This window comes from Nocardia heshunensis (assembly GCF_054782115.1).
Window position 1 is genome coordinate 733,112 of record NZ_BAAGTC010000004.1, and the last position, 15,522, is coordinate 748,633.

The following is a 15,522-nucleotide window of genomic DNA, read 5'->3' on the forward strand; positions in this document are numbered from 1 at the left end:
CACGGACTCAGCGAGAAGAATTCGAGGTGGATGCGCGTGGGACGAAAATTCGCCCGGGCACGGCAATCCGCACTGCCGTCGTCACGTAACTCCACCTCCCATCTCTCCTCATGCCGCCACCGAAGCGACCGCGCCCAACAAGAACGGGGACAACCTTTTCAGGCTGTCCCCGGTTCGCGCAACGTATTTTCCAGCGTCAGGATTTGGGCTTGTCGAACTGTTCGCGGCGGCCCATCCGCTGCAGGCGCAGCCATTCCATGAGTCCGGCCGGATCCTTCTGCTGGACCAGGAAGAACCACCCGAACCGTGCGACCTCCTGTGGCAACAGCTTCCGCATCCCCGGCTGTGCCATCAGGTACCCGCGGTTGCGATAGGTGAAGTGCCGCTTGACCGGATCGTCCGGGTACTGGGTGTGCATGCGTCCGCCGAGGATCGGCTTGAACTCGGCGGAACCGTTGGGGTGCAGGTAGGCGGTCTGCAGGCAGGTGCCGAACGGCAGCCCCGAACGCACCAGGCGCCGGTGCACTTCCACCTCGTCGCCGCGCACGAACAGCCGCAGGTCCGGCACGCCGATCTTGTCCACAGCCTCCGCGGAGACCAGCGCACCGTTGAACAGCGATGCGATACCGGGCAGGAAATCCTCGTCGCCCAACTCCGAGCGCAGTCGCCGCCACACCACGCCCCGGCGCAGCGGGAAGGCCAAGCGGTCGGGATCGTCGATATCCGCGACCACCGGCGACACCTCGACCAGGTGATGCCGCTTGGCGCAATCGAACAGCGTGGCAAGCACATCCGGCCCCTCGGGCCGCCCGTCGTCGTCGGCCAGCCACACCCAGTCCGCACCCATGGTGAGCGCGTGCAGCATGCCGAGCGCGAAACCGCCCGCCCCGCCCAGGTTGTGTTCCGAACCCAGGTAGGTGGTCTCCATCGGCTGCTGCTTCACCAGCTCACCGACTTCGGCCTCGTTGCCGTTGTCCACCACGATCAAATGGTCGAGGGGACGGGTCTGGCTCGCGAGCACCTTCAGTGACTCGGCCAGCAATTCCCGGCGTTTGTGCGTGACCACGATGGCGACAATGCGCGCATCGTCGCCATAGACGGGCGTGGACTGCTCACTCATACGGGATTCCGTTCCGGTTCACGTTCCAGATCCCGCAGCACCTGCGCCACGTGATCACCCGCCTCGGGGCCCTCGTAGGCTCGCACGACTTCTTCGATTCCACCGTGCATCCGCACGTTGCCGTGGTCGATCCAGAGAGCGGAATCACACAGTTGCGCCAGGAATTCGTTGGAATGCGAGGCGAATACCAGAATTCCGGAGCGGGACACCAGTTGCTGCAGCCGGATCCGCGCCTTCTTCATGAACTCCGCGTCGACCGCGCCGATGCCCTCGTCGAGCAGCAGGATCTCCGGATCGATGGAGGTCACCACGCCCATCGCCAGCCGCACTCGCATACCCGTGGAGTAGGTGCGCAGCGGCATCGCCAAATACTCACCCAGCTCGGTGAATTCGGCGATCTCATCGATCTTGGCGAGCATCTGCTTGCGGGTCTGCCCGAGGAACAAGCCGCGAATGATGATGTTGTCGTACCCGGAAATCTCCGGATCCATGCCGACACCGAGATCGAAGACCGGCGCGACGCGGCCGCGAATGCGCGAGGAGCCGCGGGTCGGTTCGTAAATGCCCGAAAGCAGGCGCAGCAGCGTCGATTTGCCCGCACCGTTGTGGCCGACCAGCCCGACGCGGTCGCCCTCCTTGAGCGAGAGGTTGATATCCCGCAGCGCCTCGATCACGACGACATCGGACTGATTGCGTCCGATGGCGCCGCCCGCCTTGCCCATGAACGCCTTCTTCAGCGAACGGGACTTGGCGTCGAAGATCGGGAACTCGACCCACGCGTTCTGGGTTTCGATACTCACATGGTCGGTCATTGAGCCTTCACACCCAGTAGGGGACGCGGGAACGGAACTGCTTCATTGCCAGGATCGCGACGGCCCAGCCGACCACGGTGATGGCCAGCACCACGATCCAGGACAGCACCGGCTGCGGCTCGCCCAGCAGGGGCGCGCGCACGATCTCCAGGTAATGGTAGGTCGGAACCAGTTCGACCAGCCGGGCGCGTTCGCTCACGGCGCCGCCCTGTTCGTGCAGCGACTTGGTGCTCCACATGACCGGCGTCAGCACGAACAGCATGAGCGTCATGCTGCCGAGGATCGGCGCGATATCGCGGTAGCGGGTGCTGAAGATGCCGAACGCGATGCTCACCCACATGGCATTGGCGAACAGCAGCAGGATGCCCGGAATCGCCAGGATCGCCGTCCAGTGCAGATCCCGCCAGACCCCGAAGCCCACCAACATGACCAGATAGATCACCAGGTTGTGCGCGAAGAACAGGAACTGCCGCCACACCAGGCGATACACGTGCACGCTCAGTGCCGACGGCAGCTGTTTGATCAGTCCCTCATTGGCGATGAAGACATCGGAGCCCTCGAGAATGCTGGCATTGATCACATTCCAGACGATCAGGCCGACCGTCACATAGGGCAGATAGGTGTGCAGCGGCTGATGGAACAGGGTGGCGTAGAGGAAACCCATGGCCGCGGCCTGCACGCCGGTCGCGATGGTGATCCAGAACGGCCCGAGTACCGATCGGCGGTAGCGCTGCTTGATGTCCTGCCAGCCGAGCGATAGCCACAGCTCACGCTGCGAGAACCCGTCGCGGAAGTCCTTGAAAGCGCGACGGAATGTCTGGGAGTCCGACACTAGCGGCACTGGAGAATTGTCCAGGGTCGCCTCGGCCTCGACCGAGTCGGGGGGAGCAGCAGCAGGCACAGCACCCGACCTTATCTAATAGCTATCCCTTTGCGACGAGAACCTGCCGCCGACCCCGACATATCTGCGGCAGGCTGTGTCCCTACGCACTGCTCAGAGGTATTGCCCGCCGCCCGAGCCCTGGCCGCCGCGCGGGTCGCCGCCGCTGCTCGCGCCCGGCGGGAGGGCCTGTCGCATCTGCTCGAGTTGCGCGCGGGCCGCCATCTGCTGGGCGAACAAAGCCGTCTGGATGCCGTGGAACAGACCCTCGAGCCAACCCACCAACTGTGCCTGGGCGATGCGCAGTTCCGCGTCGGAGGGCACGGTGTCGTCGGTGAACGGCAGCGCCAGTCGCTCGAGCTCCTCGCGGAGTTCGGGGGCCAGCCCGGTTTCCAGTTCGCGAATGGAGGTGCGGTGGATCTCGCGCAGCCGGGTACGGGAGGCGTCGTCGAGCGGCGCGTGCCGGACCTCTTCGAGTAGCTGCTTGATCATGGTGCCGATGCGCATGACCTTGGCGGGCTGCTCCACCATGTCGGCCAGCGACTCCCGATCCCGAGCCTCATCCGAATCGCCCGAATCGTGTTCGCCGACAAACTGTCCGGTGATCTCCACCGGCTCGCCGCCGATCTGCGCAGCCGCCGGGATGAACAGCGGCTTTCCCTCGGGTCCGATCACGACGATGGATTCCGGAATCCCATCCGATTGCGTCATCCCCCCATCCTGCCGAATCCCCGCCGAACCCGCTAAGCGCCACCCCAGTTCGCAAGCATTCGGGAGCCACTTCGCAAGCAATGAGGGGTCGCGGTGTAACTCCCGGCGGGCTCGAAGCGAAGCCGTGGATAGGCCAGACCAATACAGTCCGTCCGGTTTGCGCGGTAGATGCAGGTCGTCCCAGTACTTCCCTCCCTACCGTTACCCAGTTGTGCCCTCTCCCTTTAGAGTGGCCAGCATGACTTACGACGTCGCAAGGGTGCGGGGCCTCATACCGTCCCTGGGCGACGGCTGGATCCACCTGGACCCGCAGGCGGGCATGCTGGTCCCGGATTCGGTATCCCGGGCCGTCTCAACGGGTTTCCGGACCTCCGCCTTCTCGCACACCAATCGGCACGGCGCCGCGCAGCGCAGCGCAGCGATCCTGGAGGCCGCCCGCGAGGCCGTCGCCGATCTGGTCGGCGGGGATCCGGCGGGCGTCGTACTCGGACCGGACCGTGCGGTCCTGCTGGCCTGGCTGGCCGAATCGCTGAGCTCCCGACTGGGTCTGGGCACCGGGATCGTGCTGTCGCGCCTGGATGACGAGGCCAATGTCGCCCCGTGGCTGCGCATCGCGAATCGCTATGGCGCACACGTGCGCTGGGCCGAGGTGGAGATCGAGACCTGCGAGATGCCCGCCTGGCAGTTCGAGGAACTCATCGGGCCCACCGCCCGGCTGGTGGCCTTGACCGCCGCCTCACCCATCGTGGGCTCCGCGCCCGCGGTCCGGGTGGCGGCCGACCGGGTGCACGAGGTCGGCGGCCTGCTGGTCGCCGACTGCTTCGGTGCCGCGCCCTACGCGCTCATCGATATCGACGAACTCAATGCCGACGTGATCGCGCTCAGCGCCCCCGCCTGGGGCGGCCCGCAGATCGGCGCGCTGGTCTTCCGTGATCCCGCTTTCCTGGACCGGATCCCGTCCATGTCGCTCAATCCCTATGCCAAGGGCGCGGAACGGCTCGAGGTCGGCGGCCACCAGTACGCGCTGCTGGCCGGGCTCGCCACCTCCATCGACTACCTGGCGTCGCTCGACGAGCGCGCCAAGGGCACCCGCCGCGAACGCCTGGAAATGTCCATCACTTCACTGCAGGACTACCACGATTCGCTGTTCGAGCAGTTGATGGCGGTGCTGGACACCATCCCCAACCTGACCATCATCGGCCGCGCCTCCACCCGCATCCCGACGGTGAGCTTCACCATCTCGGGCATGCAGGCGGAGAAGGTCTCGGCCAAGCTGGCCGACGCCCGCATCGGCACGCTCAGCGGCTCACACGGCGGCAGCCGCCTCCTCGACGCCCTGGGCGTCAATGACGAAGGCGGCGCCGTGACCATCGGACTCGCGCCCTACACAACGAGATTCGAGATCGAGCAGCTGGGCCGCGCCCTCGCTGCCCTCGATACCTAGAGCTCGCGGATCTGCAGGATCACCTTGCCGACGCTCTCGTCGGAGTCCAGCAGGCGATGCGCCTCGGCGGCATCGGTGACGGCGATCTCCGCCGACACCACGGGCACCACGGTGCCGTCGGAGATCAGCGGCCACAGGTGCCGGCGCAGCTCGGTGATGATCTCCGCCTTCGAGCCGCGCCCGTGCTCCGGCCGCCGCCGCAGATTCGTGGCGTGAATGGAACCCCGCTTGCCCAGCAGCACAGCGAGATTCAATTCCGCTGTCACTCCGCCCTGCATGCCGATCACCACCAGATGCCCGTCATCGGCGAGCGCTTCGACATTGCGTTCCAGATACGCCGCGCCCATGACGTCGAGAATGATGTCGGCGCCGGGATATTCGCTGTGCAGCGTGGTCACGAAATCGTGCTCGCGGTAATTGATCAGCACCGTCGCACCCAATTCCCGGCACCGGTCGAGTTTGAACTGCGAACCCGCCGTGACCGCCACCCGCGCGCCCAGCGCCCGGGCCACCTGGATGGCGTGCGTGCCGATCCCGCTGCCGCCGCCGTGGATCAGCAGCAGCTGCCCGCTGTGCAGGCCCGCGGTCATCACCAGGTTGGACCAGACCGTGGCCGCCACCTCGGGCAGCGCGGCCGCCGCGGCCACATCCAGTCCCTCCGGCACGGGCAGCACCTGGGTGGCCGGCGCATTCACCCGCTCGGCGTAGCCGCCGCCGGACAGCAGCGCGCACACCTTGTCCCCGGCCCGCCAATCCCGCACCCCCGCACCGACTTCCGCGACCACCCCGGACACCTCCAGGCCCAGGATCTCGCTGGCCCCGGGCGGCGGCGGGTAGAAACCCTGCCGTTGCAGCAGGTCCGCGCGATTCACCCCCGCGGCCACCACATCGATCGCCACTTCGCCGGGTCCGGGCGCGGGCAGGTCGTCCACCTGCGCCCACTTCATGACCTCTGGCCCACCGAAACCGTCGAGCGTCACCGCATACATGAAAACGAGCGTACGACCGGAGCTCACCGTTTAGTGTCAGGCACTCCTCGGCGAGGGCGCAGCGAGAGCACGGGAAGTACTCGGGGTGGGCACAGCGTCCGCTCAGCTTCGCCCGTCACCGTAGGTGGAGGCATTCGAAGGGAGATTCCATGATCACCACCCTGGCCGCCCTCGGCGGCATGGTCGTCCTGGCGGCAATGGCGATGTCCGGTTTCCTCGCGGAGTACGCCCCGCGCGCTCTCGTCCGCGTGCGCAAGAGGTAACCGTCCGCTGCGCAAAAAGTAACTTCGACCCTCTCCGCGTGCGGGTACGAAGTACTAGCGTTCCCGGCTATGAGTAGTTTCGTCGATTTCCAGAACGAGATCTATCTCTCCGGCCTGGCGGGCATCGTCCCGGCGCTACCCATGACGGCGGCGGGGCTGGAAGAGCGGGCTCGGGAAGTTCTGGATCCGGCGGCCTTCGCCTATGTGGCGGGCAGTGCGTCCACCGAACGCACCGCGCACGCCAATCTCGCCGCCTTCGAGAAGTACCGGCTGCTGCCGCGCATCCTGCGCGGCGCGAGCGGTCCGGGGGCGCGCGATCACAGCATCGAGGTGCTCGGAACCCAGGTGGCCGCACCGATTCTCACCGCGCCGGTGGGTGTGCTGGGCCTGCTGCACGAGCGCGGCGAGACCCTGGTCGCCGACGTGACCCGGGAACTGGGCATCGGCATGGTGCTCTCCACCGCCGCCTCCTCCACCATCGAGGAGGTCGGGGAGCGGGCCGGGGCCTGGTGGTATCAGCTGTACTGGCCCAATGACGCGGAGCTGGCCCGCTCCTTCGTCGAGCGTGCCGAAAAGGCCGGAGCCAAGGCCATTGTCGTCACCGCCGACACCCCGAGCCTGGGCTGGCGGCCGCGCGATCTGCAACTGGGTCACCTGCCGTTCCTGCGCGGCCAGGGACTCGCCAACTATCTGTCCGATCCGGTGTTCCGCGCCAAGCTCGCCGCCCCGCCCGAGGAGAGCGAGGAGGCGATGCGCGCGGCCATCCTCACCTGGATGGGACTGTTCGGCAATCACGCGCTGCGCCCGGCGGATATCGCGCGGCTGCGGGACTGGACCGAACTGCCCATCGCCGTGAAGGGCGTGCTGCATCCCGACGATGCCCGCCAGGTGGTGGATGCGGGCGCCGACGCGGTGATCGTGAGCAATCACGGCGGCCGCCAGGTGGACGGCGCGATCGGTGCGCTGGACGCCCTGCCGACCATTGTCGCCACTGTCGGTGATCGCGCGGATGTGCTGTTCGACTCCGGAATTCGCAGCGGCTCCGATGTCATGATCGCGCTCTCGCTGGGTGCGAAGGCGGTGCTCTACGGCCGCCCCTGGGTGTATGGACTGGGCCTGGCCGGGGCCGACGGCGTGCGCCACGCGCTGCGCTGCCTGCTCGCGGATTTCGATGCGGCCATGGGACTTTCGGGTTGTACCGGCCCACACGACCTGAGCCGCACCATGATCTCCTCGTATCGCGTTTGAGGCCGCTCGCGGTGAGGAACACAGTGCTGGTGAGGGCATTGTCCGGGTCGTCGAACCGAGGAGGGGCGATCAAACACCGTCACGACACCGAACGAGGGGCAGCCGACGGCAAGCGCGGGCCGGCCGAGGGCAACGGCCGGGCCGCCGCGGAAGCGCGCTGGCTCACCCCGGAACAGCAGCGCGCGTGGCGGGCCTACATGGACGGCAGCCAGCGCCTCATGACCGACCTCAACCGCCAGCTGCAACGCGACGCCGACCTGTCCTTCGCCGACTACCGCATCCTCGTGAAACTCTCCGAGGCCCCGGGCCGTTCGCTGCGCATGAGCGATCTCGCCGACGGCGTGCTCTCCTCCCGCAGCCGCCTCACCCACCAGATCCGGCGCATGGAATCCCAGGGGATGGTCCGCCGCATCGCCTGCGAGGACGACGGCCGCGGCGTGCTCGCCCAGCTCACCGACGAGGGCCTGCGCCGACTACGCGCCGCCGCCCCCGGCCACGTCGCCGCCGTCCGCCGCTTCTTCGTGGACCTGCTCACACCCCAGCAACTCGAAGCCGTCGCCGCCGCCCTGGACCTGGTGAACCAGGCCGCCGACCAGCGCGCCGGCGCCCGCCCGACCGCCGATCTGGACTGACCCGCACCCGCCGCCCGAGAAGTGGGAGGCAGACCGCAGACGCCATCGGTTAATATCTCTTCGCCTGGAAGCGTGGCAGAGCGGCCGAATGCACTCGCCTTGAAAGCGAGCGTTGTGAAAGCAACCGGGGGTTCAAATCCCTCCGCTTCCGCCATTTCTTGTCGATGATGAGGTGTGTGCGTGCGCGGTTGGATCGGTATGGGTCTGGCTGTGCTCGCACTACACGTTCTCGGGTGGGGCACTCTCCTGCTGGTGGTGGTGCCCGCCCATCATGTGGTGCAGGGCTCTGTCTTCGGGGTCGGACTCGGGATCACCGCCTACACGCTCGGCATGCGGCACGCCTTCGACGCCGATCACATCGCTGCCATCGACAACACCACGCGAAAACTGGTGGCCGAGAACGGCCGTGCGACATCGCAGACGGTCGGCTTCTGGTTCGCGCTCGGGCATTCCAGCATCGTGTTCGTGATGGTCGCGCTGCTGGCGTTCGGGGTGCGGGCGCTCGCGGGATCCATCGAGGACGAGGGTTCGGGCCTGCACCGGTGGACCGGGCTGTGGGGCACCAGCGTCTCGGGCGCCTTCCTCATCGCCATCGGATTGCTGAATCTGGTGTCGCTGATCGGCATTTGGCGGGTCTACCGCCGGATGCGCGGCGGCGACTTCGACGAGCCCGCACTGGAACAGGCACTGGCCGACCGCGGCCTGCTCAATCGGGTGCTCGGCCCGGTGGTCAGGCTGGTGCGCAAGCCCTGGCAGATGTACCCGGTGGGCCTGCTGTTCGGCCTCGGCTTCGACACCGTCACCGAGGTCGGCCTGCTGGTCATCGCGGGCGGCGCGGCCGCCACCGGACTGCCCTGGTACGCGATTCTGGTGCTGCCCCTGCTGTTTTCGGCGGGCATGGCGCTGTTCGACGCGCTCGACGGCGCGTTCATGAGCCACGCCTACGACTGGGCCTTCGCGCGTCCGGTCCGCAAGATCTACTACAACCTGGTGATCACCGGGCTGTCGGTGGCGGTGGCCCTGCTCATCGGCGTGCAGGAGATCATCTCCATCTTCGTCGAAAAGCTGGACATCACATCCGGTTTGGTGGCCTGGGTCGGCAATCTGGACCTGGGCAGCCTCGGCTTCATTGTGGTCGGTTTGTTCGCGCTCACCTGGGCGGTGGCGCTCGCGGTCTGGCGTTTCACCGATATCGAGACGCGCTGGGAACGTGATCTCGCCGCCGATTGATCGTTTCTGGTAAATGTGGCTGAGTGGTCAGCCGCAGCGCACGTCGCCTTCTGGGTGCCCTCGCCGGCGCCGTCCTGCTGGCCGGTGCGGTGACCGCGCAAGCGCCACCGGGTGTCACCGATCCGCCCGTCGAGACCGGCTCCAACGAGGAATCCGCGCCCGGCACCGACCCGATCCATCCCGCCCTGGCGCGCATCGAACGCGTGGAACCGCTGTCCGGCAACCTCTTCGGCGTCTACGTCGCCTCCCCGGCCATGGGCCGCACCGTCCAGGTGCAAGTGCTGGTCCCGGCGCAGCAGGACGCCCCGCGGCCCACCGTCTACATGCTCGACGGCCGCAGTGCCGCCCCCGACGTCAACAACTGGACCGCCCGCGCGAACGCGCTGTCGTTCTTCGCCGACAAGAATGTGAACGTGGTCTTCACCCTCGGCGGCCCCGCCAGCTACTACACCGACTGGCGGCACAGCGATCCCAAGCTCGGCACCAATCGCTGGGAAACCTTCCTCACCCGGGAACTGCCGCCGCTCATCGACGCCCGCTTCGCCGGGGACGGCCGCAACGGCCTCGAGGGCGTCTCCATGGGCGCGGAGGCGGCCATGATGCTGGCGACCCGCAATCCGAGCCTGTATCGCGCCGTGGCGGCCCACAGCGGCTGCTACGCAATGAGTTCCGACTTCGGTCAGGCGCAGGCGCGGGCGGTGGTCGGCACCTTCGGCGGCGATCCGGACAATATGTTCGGTCCGACCGACGATCCGCAGTGGGCCGACCACGATGTGGTGTCGCACGCGGAAGCGTTGCGCGGCAAGGCCATCTACCTCTCCTCGGGCAGCGGCCTGCCCGGCGAGCACGACACCCCCGGCAACCCGGATCTGCGCAATGCGGTGCTCTTCGGCGGCCCGATCGAGGCGGGCGCGGACATGTGCACCCGCCAATTGGCCGAGAAGCTCACGGAATTGGGCATCCCGGCCACGGTCAACCGCCGCCCGACCGGGACCCACTCCTGGCCCTACTGGGCCGACGAACTCCCACGCTCCTGGCCGACGATGGCCGCCGGGCTCGGCCTCGACTAGCCCAGGCCGCGTCTAACCCAAGAACCGCGCGACGGTCTCCGGATCGGTGGCGAAGCGCAGGAAGGCGTCGTTCTCGTGCGGGTCGCCCGCAGTGACGCGCACGCCGTCGGTGCCGTAGGGCCGGATGATGACCCCGGCTTCGGTACTGGCCGCGCCGTATTCGGCACTGCGGTCACCCAGCGGCAGCCAGAGGAAGTTGGACTGACTCACCGGCACCCGGTAGCCCGCCGCGATCAGCGCCGCGCGCATGCGATCCCGCTCGGCCACCACCGCGTCGGTGCGCTCCAGCAGTTCGTGCCGCGCCTCCAGCGAGGCGATGGCCGCCGCCTGCGCCACCCGGCTCACGCTGAACGGGATATGCACCTTCATCAGCGCGGTGATCACCTCGGGCGCGCCGACGGCGTAGCCGACCCGCAGCCCGGCCAGGCCGTACGCCTTCGAAAACGTGCGCAGCACCAGCACATTCGGGCGGGTGCGACCCAGCTCGACGCCATTGGGGAAGTCCTCGGCGGGCATCCGCAGGTACTCGAAGTACGCCTCGTCCAGCACCACCAGCACATCGCTCGGCACCCGGTCGAGGAATTCGACGATCTCGGCCTTGCTGCGGGCGGTACCGGTCGGATTGTTCGGGTTGCACACGAACACCACCCGGGTGTTCGGTGTGATCGCCGCCGCCAAAGCGTCCAGATCGTGGGTGAATTCACCATCCAGCGGCACCTGCACCGCCTTCGCCCCCGCCACCTGCGTGACGATCGGGTACGCCTCGAACGAGCGCCACGCGAACAGCACCTCGTCCTCGGGATGCCGGCAGGTGATCTGCACCAGCTCCTGGCACAGCGCCACACTGCCGCACCCGGCCGCCACGTTCTCGAGCTCCACACCCAGGAAATCCGCGAGCGCGCCACGCAATTCGACCGCATGGTTGTCCGGGTACCGGTTGGACAGCTCGACCGCCTCGGCAATGGCCTTGGTCACCGACGGCAGCGGCGGAAAGGTGGTCTCGTTGCTGGCCAGCTTCACCGCACCGGGGTGGGTCTTGCCGGCGACGTACGCCGGAATGGCATCGAGATCCGGGCGAATGTGCGCACTCACCCCTCTACCCTATGTCCCACCCATAACGGACCCGCTCGCGGTGTCACCCGGTTTGCTCGAATGCCGCTCGCCCGGAATATCTCCGGAAGATCGGACCCCGCGAAAGATTTATCCCGTTTTTACCTAGCGCAACTACAGTGGCCCTATGTCGGGCATCTATCGAGAACACGCCCCTGTGCACGACACGACCGCGGTCCCGCTCACCGTGCTCGAACCCGAGGGTCACGCCCGCGGCGGCATCGTGGTGTTGCACGAATCACGGGAATTCACCGAGCCATTGCTCGAACTCATGCGCGCGCTCGCCGCCGACGGCTGGACCGTGCTGGCCCCGGATCTGTTCCATCGACCCACCAACGGCCACACCGCCGACCGCGTCTTCGGTGAGGACCTCTTCGCCGATTTCGACGCCTGCTTCGACTGGCTCACCGCGCACGGTGTTTTCCGCGACTGCATCGGCGTCCTCGGCTTCGACTCCGCGGGCACCGCCGCCGCCCTGGTCGCCACCAACCGCCGCGTCGGCGCCGCGGTGAGCGTCGCCGCCCCCGGCATCGAAACCCCGCTCACCCCGCAGGCCGTCGCCCTGCTCGCCGCCGCCCCCGGCCTGAAGGCGCCCTGGCTCGGCCTCTTCGGCGACGACGACCCCCTCACCCCACCCGACCAGGTCGACCGCCTGCGCGACGCGGCCGCCCACGCCGACGTCGCCACCCTCGTCGTCACCTACCCGGGCCTGCACCACCGCCCCGACCACCCCGGCTTCGACCCCGCCGCCCTCGACGACGCCTTCGTCCTCGACGCCCAGACCAGAATCTACGACTGGTTCGACAGTCATCTCCGTTGATCCACCCCGCTGACCAGCCGATTTGGCCTATTGGTCACCCGCTGTGTAATCTTCTGTCCCGGCGGTTCGAAAGGACCGGCGCCCTCGAAGAGGGGCACCAGGAGGCGTGCCAGAGCGGCCGAATGGGACTCACTGCTAATGAGTTGTCCCTTCACGGGGACCGGAGGTTCAAATCCTCTCGCCTCCGCCACCACCCGGTACGCCGGGTGACCACATTTAACTGAATAATCCTGCGCCCGTAGCTCAACGGATAGAGCATCTGACTACGGATCAGAAGGTTGGGAGTTCGAGTCTCTCCGGGCGCGCAGTAACGAAGCCCTTGATCAGGTATCTGATCAAGGGCTTCGTCGTATGTCCGGCATCGGTGAATGTCGAAGTAGGGGGCGGGCTTTCAGGCTGCCGGGGTGAGGACGGTGCGGTCGAAGGGGCCACCGTGGGCGGCGGCGTGGGCGATGGCGTCGTTGACCCGGTCGAGGTCGAAGCGGGTGAGGTGGTCGGCGGTGAGGTCGAGGGTGCCGGCGGCGGCGAGGCGGATCAGGCCGACGTTCGCGGTGCGGGGGAACATCCACTGACCGCGGACGGTCACCGAGTTGCGCATGAGCCAGGGGTAGGGCAGGGCGAGGTCGGCGCCGCCGAGCATGCCGACGCCGCCCATCAATACGACGCGGCCGAACTCGCGGACGGTCATGGCCGCGGCGCGCACCGCCGAGGTGGGGGCTTGCGGCGGCAGGAGATCGAGGACGAGGTCGATCGGGCCGTCGGCGGCCGCCTGCATCGCGACGCGGTCGGCGTCCTCGTCGCCGGTGAGCTCGACCGGACGCACCCGTGCGCCGAAACGATCGACGAGCAGGTCCAGAACGGGCCGATTGCGGCCGGGGATCACCACGCGCCCGGCACCCATGGCGAGGGCGACGGCGACCGCGCTGCTGCCGAAGTTTCCCGTAGCCCCGCTGATCAATACCGTCTCTCCGGCCTGGAGCTCTCCGGCCAGCAAGCCACCGTAGGGGACGGAGTACACGGTCAGGCTCGACCAGCGGGCGGGATCGGCGGCCGCCGCGGCGGGCAGCGGATGGACGTTCTCGGTGGGCACGCGCATGAGTTCGGCGAAGGATCCGTCGTGCAGGTACCGGGCCAGGCGCGCACCGCCCTCGCCGCGAGAACTCCAGCCCTGCAAGGCGATATCCGGTGTCAGGGCGTCGTCACGGGCGCGCAGCGTCGCATCGCACCACACCGGGTCGCCGACGCGCAGTCTGGTCGCATCCGGACCGACACGCGCAATCCGGCCGATGCCGCCGATGCCCGGCACGACAGGCGGTTCCAGCGGGTAACGCCTTTCGCCGCTGAACACCTCGGCCGTGTACGGCAGCACGCAGGTCGCCAGCACCTCGACCAGCACCTCACCACCGCCGGTGTCGGGATCGGGCACCTCGTGCACCGTGAGCGGTGTGCCGAACTCGGTCAGTGTCGCCGCGCGCATGGGAAAGCCTTTCCGTCATCTCGTCTTCCACCACGCTAGGCAGGTCGATGGCATGCGGGAAGCGAAGGATCGGCATCTCTGGTATGCGTAGTCGGCATGGACCTGTCGAGCGCGAACCTGCGGGTGCTGTGCCAGATCGCCGAATCGGGCAGCTTCACCGCGGCCGCCGCCCGACTGGGCTACACCCAGTCGGCGGTGTCGCGGCAGGCGCTCGCGCTCGAACGCGGCGCGGGCGTCACCCTGTTCGAGCGGCATCCCGACGGGGTCCGGCTCACCGCACCGGGGCTGACGCTATTGCGTTATGCCCGAACGATTCTGGAGTCGGTGGACGCCGCCGAACGCGACCTGAAGGGTGAACCGCCGCGCACCGAGCTGGTGCGGGTCGGGATGTTTCTCAGTGCCGGACCGGTGCTCCTGCCCGCCACGCTGGCGCGCCTCGCCGACGTCGCGCCACAGATCAGCGTCACCACCCGGGAAGGCACGACACCCGCCCTGACGCGGGCCTTGCGGACCGGCTCGATCGACCTCGCGGTGCTGTCCTCACGTCCGCCACACCGGCCACCGGACGGCGAATCGCCGCGCCTGCATCTCACCACGGTTCAGGACACCGAACTCGTCGTGGCGGTATCGGCCACCGGCACATTCGCGGGCCGCACCGCGGTGCATGCCGACGAACTGGTCGACGCCCCGTGGATCGCCACGCCCTCCTCGAATGCCGAACCGCTGCTCGGTGTCTGGCCGGGCCTGCCGGGGCGGGCCCGGATCGTCCACGGCGCCCGCGACTGGCTCACGAAATTGCGGCTGGTCGCCGGTGGTTTCGGGATCACGACGGTCCCCGACAGCCTCGCGCCGATCTTCCCGCCGGGGGTGACCGCGGTGCGCGTGCAGGGCGCGCCACCGGAATTCCGCCGGGTCCTGCTGGCCCGGCTCCCCGGCGCGACCACGCCCGCGATCACGACGGTCGCCCAGGCGATCACCGCCATCGCGGGGGAGTGACTACTTCCAGGCGGCGAGATTGGGGAGGTCGCCGGTGAGGTCGGTGCCGGGGGAGCGGCCGATGAGCCAGGCGGCCAGGGCGGCGACGGGGCCGGTGACGGTGGTGGCGGGGGTGCCGACGGTGGCGGTGAAGCCGGTATCGGTGGCGGTCACCGTGAAGCCGGTGCCGTCGGCGGGCTTGACCTCGGTGATGGACTGGGCGAGCAGGCCGGTGGTGAAGTCGGCGGGCCAATCGGCCGGGGTATAGCCGAGATTCAGGTCCACGTGATGGATCTCGACCTCGAGCAGGCGCATCCAGACCACCCGGGTGGCGGGGATCTCGCCGCCCGCGCGATTGCGCACCAGGCTGGACCAGCGGTCGGCGGGCATCACCCGGGCCAGCGCCAGCCAGCGCTCGTGCGAGGCGGTGAGGTCCTCGAGCTGTTCGCGCAGCGGGCGCGGCGCACCCGCCTCGATATCGGCCTCGCGCAGGAATTGGCTGGCGTACTGCGGGGTTTCGATGCCGGTCCGGGCCCACAGCAGCAGGTTGACCAGGCTGTCGGCATTGCGGGAGAGGTGGGCCAGGACGTGGCCGCGGGTCCAGCCGGGCAGCAGGGAGGGCTCGGCCAGATCGGCCTCGCCGAGGGCGGCGACCGCCGGGAGCAGCCGACCGGTCGCGGTGGCGACGATATCGAGCTGGGCGCTGGTGTCGGCGAGTTGCGATGCGTCGCTGGTCACGCC

At 68.2% G+C, this 15,522-nt stretch carries 15 protein-coding genes and 3 tRNA genes; 10 read left to right on the forward strand and 8 right to left on the reverse strand.

Annotated elements, in window-relative coordinates:
* Positions 1-196: 196 nt before the first annotated feature.
* The 4 genes from glfT1 to ACYVN4_RS15965 all read right to left on the reverse strand — a co-directional run bounded on the left by glfT1 (position 197) and on the right by ACYVN4_RS15965 (position 3,523).
* The gene (glfT1, locus tag ACYVN4_RS15950) at positions 197-1,120 is read right to left on the reverse strand and encodes a galactofuranosyltransferase GlfT1 (RefSeq protein ID WP_460721730.1); all 924 of its coding nucleotides are present in this window, start codon (positions 1,118-1,120) and stop codon (positions 197-199) included.
* Positions 1,117-1,932, reverse strand: a complete 816-nt coding sequence (gene wzt, locus ACYVN4_RS15955; protein ID WP_379359551.1) for a galactan export ABC transporter ATP-binding subunit Wzt/RfbE — start codon at positions 1,930-1,932, stop codon at positions 1,117-1,119. Before wzt ends, glfT1 begins: the two co-directional genes overlap by 4 nt.
* A gap of 7 nt (positions 1,933-1,939) precedes the next feature.
* On the reverse strand, positions 1,940-2,773 hold the full coding sequence (gene wzm / locus ACYVN4_RS15960; RefSeq protein ID WP_379359553.1) for a galactan export ABC transporter permease subunit Wzm/RfbD: 834 nt from the start codon (positions 2,771-2,773) through the stop codon (positions 1,940-1,942).
* Positions 2,774-2,926: 153 nt separating this feature from the next.
* Positions 2,927-3,523, reverse strand: coding sequence for a bacterial proteasome activator family protein (locus ACYVN4_RS15965; RefSeq protein ID WP_460721733.1), 597 nt, complete (start codon positions 3,521-3,523; stop codon positions 2,927-2,929).
* Between the two features lie 238 nt (positions 3,524-3,761).
* Between ACYVN4_RS15965 and ACYVN4_RS15970 the strand changes: the two genes are divergently transcribed.
* Complete coding sequence (locus ACYVN4_RS15970; RefSeq protein WP_460721735.1) at positions 3,762-4,967, forward strand: cysteine desulfurase-like protein; 1,206 nt, start codon at positions 3,762-3,764, stop codon at positions 4,965-4,967.
* Here ACYVN4_RS15970 and ACYVN4_RS15975 read toward each other — a convergent pair.
* On the reverse strand, positions 4,964-5,956 hold the full coding sequence (locus ACYVN4_RS15975) for an NAD(P)H-quinone oxidoreductase (RefSeq protein WP_460721737.1): 993 nt from the start codon (positions 5,954-5,956) through the stop codon (positions 4,964-4,966). The genes ACYVN4_RS15970 and ACYVN4_RS15975 overlap by 4 nt on opposite strands.
* 332 nt (positions 5,957-6,288) lie before the next feature.
* Here ACYVN4_RS15975 and ACYVN4_RS15980 point away from each other — a divergent pair, with 332 nt between their 5' ends.
* From ACYVN4_RS15980 to ACYVN4_RS16000, 5 genes are all read left to right on the forward strand, one after another.
* Positions 6,289-7,467, forward strand: a complete 1,179-nt coding sequence (locus tag ACYVN4_RS15980; RefSeq protein WP_460721739.1) for an alpha-hydroxy-acid oxidizing protein — start codon at positions 6,289-6,291, stop codon at positions 7,465-7,467.
* Between the two features lie 197 nt (positions 7,468-7,664).
* Complete coding sequence (locus tag ACYVN4_RS15985; RefSeq protein WP_460722697.1) at positions 7,665-8,099, forward strand: MarR family winged helix-turn-helix transcriptional regulator; 435 nt, start codon at positions 7,665-7,667, stop codon at positions 8,097-8,099.
* A 66-nt stretch (positions 8,100-8,165) separates the two neighbouring features.
* Positions 8,166-8,253: transfer RNA gene (locus tag ACYVN4_RS15990), tRNA-Ser, on the forward strand.
* 44 nt (positions 8,254-8,297) lie between these two features.
* Positions 8,298-9,329, forward strand: a complete 1,032-nt coding sequence (gene nicT / locus ACYVN4_RS15995) for a Nickel transporter NicT (RefSeq protein WP_460722699.1) — start codon at positions 8,298-8,300, stop codon at positions 9,327-9,329.
* A gap of 23 nt (positions 9,330-9,352) precedes the next feature.
* A complete protein-coding gene (locus tag ACYVN4_RS16000; RefSeq protein ID WP_460721741.1) occupies positions 9,353-10,399 on the forward strand; it encodes an alpha/beta hydrolase in 1,047 nt (348 codons plus the stop codon).
* A 12-nt stretch (positions 10,400-10,411) separates the two neighbouring features.
* On the opposite strand, the gene hisC is transcribed toward ACYVN4_RS16000, so the two are convergent.
* On the reverse strand, positions 10,412-11,491 hold the full coding sequence (gene hisC / locus ACYVN4_RS16005) for a histidinol-phosphate transaminase (RefSeq protein ID WP_460721743.1): 1,080 nt from the start codon (positions 11,489-11,491) through the stop codon (positions 10,412-10,414).
* A gap of 145 nt (positions 11,492-11,636) precedes the next feature.
* Between hisC and ACYVN4_RS16010 the strand changes: the two genes are divergently transcribed.
* The 3 genes from ACYVN4_RS16010 to ACYVN4_RS16020 all read left to right on the forward strand — a co-directional run bounded on the left by ACYVN4_RS16010 (position 11,637) and on the right by ACYVN4_RS16020 (position 12,634).
* Positions 11,637-12,329 carry a dienelactone hydrolase family protein gene (locus ACYVN4_RS16010; protein ID WP_460721746.1) on the forward strand — a complete coding sequence of 231 codons (693 nt, stop codon included), beginning with the start codon at positions 11,637-11,639 and terminating at the stop codon, positions 12,327-12,329.
* 100 nt (positions 12,330-12,429) lie between these two features.
* A tRNA-Ser gene (locus tag ACYVN4_RS16015) sits at positions 12,430-12,519 on the forward strand.
* A gap of 42 nt (positions 12,520-12,561) precedes the next feature.
* Positions 12,562-12,634, forward strand: a tRNA-Arg gene (locus ACYVN4_RS16020).
* Between the two features lie 86 nt (positions 12,635-12,720).
* Here ACYVN4_RS16020 and ACYVN4_RS16025 read toward each other — a convergent pair.
* Positions 12,721-13,806, reverse strand: a complete 1,086-nt coding sequence (locus tag ACYVN4_RS16025; protein ID WP_460721748.1) for an alcohol dehydrogenase catalytic domain-containing protein — start codon at positions 13,804-13,806, stop codon at positions 12,721-12,723.
* Between the two features lie 96 nt (positions 13,807-13,902).
* Between ACYVN4_RS16025 and ACYVN4_RS16030 the strand changes: the two genes are divergently transcribed.
* Positions 13,903-14,802 carry a LysR family transcriptional regulator gene (locus ACYVN4_RS16030; protein WP_460721750.1) on the forward strand — a complete coding sequence of 300 codons (900 nt, stop codon included), beginning with the start codon at positions 13,903-13,905 and terminating at the stop codon, positions 14,800-14,802.
* On the opposite strand, the gene ACYVN4_RS16035 is transcribed toward ACYVN4_RS16030, so the two are convergent.
* Complete coding sequence (locus ACYVN4_RS16035) at positions 14,803-15,519, reverse strand: maleylpyruvate isomerase family mycothiol-dependent enzyme (RefSeq protein WP_460721752.1); 717 nt, start codon at positions 15,517-15,519, stop codon at positions 14,803-14,805. It lies immediately after the preceding gene.
* Between the last annotated feature and the right edge of the window lie 3 nt (positions 15,520-15,522).

Coding starts and splice junctions, on each gene's coding strand:
- ACYVN4_RS16030 (WP_460721750.1), top strand. CDS start 13,903: ATGGACCTGTCGAGCGCGAACCTGCGGGTGCTGTGCCAGATCGCCGAA.
- glfT1 (WP_460721730.1), bottom strand. CDS start 1,120: ATGAGTGAGCAGTCCACGCCCGTCTATGGCGACGATGCGCGCATTGTC.
- ACYVN4_RS16025 (WP_460721748.1), bottom strand. CDS start 13,806: ATGCGCGCGGCGACACTGACCGAGTTCGGCACACCGCTCACGGTGCAC.
- ACYVN4_RS16010 (WP_460721746.1), top strand. CDS start 11,637: ATGTCGGGCATCTATCGAGAACACGCCCCTGTGCACGACACGACCGCG.
- ACYVN4_RS15970 (WP_460721735.1), top strand. CDS start 3,762: ATGACTTACGACGTCGCAAGGGTGCGGGGCCTCATACCGTCCCTGGGC.
- ACYVN4_RS15975 (WP_460721737.1), bottom strand. CDS start 5,956: ATGTATGCGGTGACGCTCGACGGTTTCGGTGGGCCAGAGGTCATGAAG.
- wzt (WP_379359551.1), bottom strand. CDS start 1,932: ATGACCGACCATGTGAGTATCGAAACCCAGAACGCGTGGGTCGAGTTC.
- nicT (WP_460722699.1), top strand. CDS start 8,298: ATGGGTCTGGCTGTGCTCGCACTACACGTTCTCGGGTGGGGCACTCTC.
- ACYVN4_RS15985 (WP_460722697.1), top strand. CDS start 7,665: ATGGACGGCAGCCAGCGCCTCATGACCGACCTCAACCGCCAGCTGCAA.
- ACYVN4_RS15980 (WP_460721739.1), top strand. CDS start 6,289: ATGAGTAGTTTCGTCGATTTCCAGAACGAGATCTATCTCTCCGGCCTG.
- ACYVN4_RS15965 (WP_460721733.1), bottom strand. CDS start 3,523: ATGACGCAATCGGATGGGATTCCGGAATCCATCGTCGTGATCGGACCC.